We start from the raw sequence: 1,346 nt of genomic DNA on the forward strand, positions 1-1,346 counted from the left end.
AAGAGTTGATAAAAATAGTAAAATCAATATATTGAAGAACAATGAAGAGTCTTTATCAAAACTGGAAAAAAATTTAATGGAATAGTTTATAGTAATAGCAGTCTATTTGTTTTTTATCCAATCAATGGAATAGGAAATAGGTTTAGTTGTTGTTGTCAATTTGTACTAATAACAACTAAACTAGTTTAGTTGTTATTAGTACAAATTGACAACAACAACTAAACCTATTTCCTATTCCATTGATTGGATAAAAAACAAATAGACTGCTATTACTATAAACTATTCCATTAAATTTTTTTCCAGTTTTGATAAAGACTCTTCATTGTTCTTCAATATATTGATTTTACTATTTTTATCAACTCTTMTATTAATAACTTTAGAACTCAATTTCCTTGCAAAGCGAGMATTYAAACTCTTCATCCTTAATTGCATTCTTTCTTCTTTAATTCTTCTCTCTTTCTCCTCATGTTCAACCCAATCCTCAATACCCTTATCCGACCCATATCTTCTTTGAAATTCTTTAAGTTCACGATCCATTTTCGCTATATTAGCATCAACCTGATCCATAAACGCTTCTATATCCATTTCTTCATCTCTAAAACCTTTCTTTTTTTTAGGAAATTTAATATATTTCATCATAAATAAGACTCTCTTAATAGTAATAAGATACTATACTAGTATAACAAATAAAAGAGATAGCAACAATTATTCGTTACTCTCTCTTATATCTTATAAAAGATCTTTGTCATACAGTTATATAAATTGTAGTTCATAATATCTAATATTACGTATATTTTTTTATCATTGGCTTGTTAAAATTCATATTTCTTTGATATATTATCAAATTGATAATCAATTTATTGTGAAAAATAAAGATTTTACTTTATAATTATGCATTAATAGATCTATTTTTATAGATTGTTTATTTCTTGTATATATTTTTACAAGTAAAAATATATCATAAATGATTTTTGAGCTAATTAACAATCTATTTACTATGACACATCATATAGGCTTGGTCGCTTTCCCATTAAATAATTTTCGTATCCATTCAACAAACTCTCAATATACAAATTTCCTTTCTGGCCTTTCCAGACTCTAAAGTCTTCAAGTAATATCCTAAAATCATCACAAGTAAGCGAATATAAATCTGCTACCATGAAATTAATTTGATTCTCTATTAAGTCAAAAAATTTATCTTTAGGGTTAAGACTTAGAATTTTACGTTTTGCAACATCTGTAAACTCAAAATATTTCAAGTCAAGCAACCACTTGAAATCATTTGGATTATTCTTAACAATTAATATGCAAGCATTCATTGCAAGAAGTAAATTCACAGGATTTGT

The 1,346-nt window shown here is 25.7% G+C and carries 1 protein-coding gene and 1 pseudogene; both read right to left on the bottom strand.

What is annotated here, in order from left to right; all coding sequences use genetic code 11:
- Positions 1-279: 279 nt before the first annotated feature.
- A complete protein-coding gene (locus U881_RS10350) occupies positions 280-639 on the bottom strand; it encodes a hypothetical protein (protein WP_024652975.1) in 360 nt (119 codons plus the stop codon).
- Between the two features lie 356 nt (positions 640-995).
- Positions 996-1,346 (bottom strand): annotated as a pseudogene (locus U881_RS12510) (class I SAM-dependent DNA methyltransferase); the annotation flags it as partial.

The organism is Borrelia persica No12, assembly GCF_000500045.1.
Lineage (GTDB): Bacteria > Spirochaetota > Spirochaetia > Borreliales > Borreliaceae > Borrelia > Borrelia persica.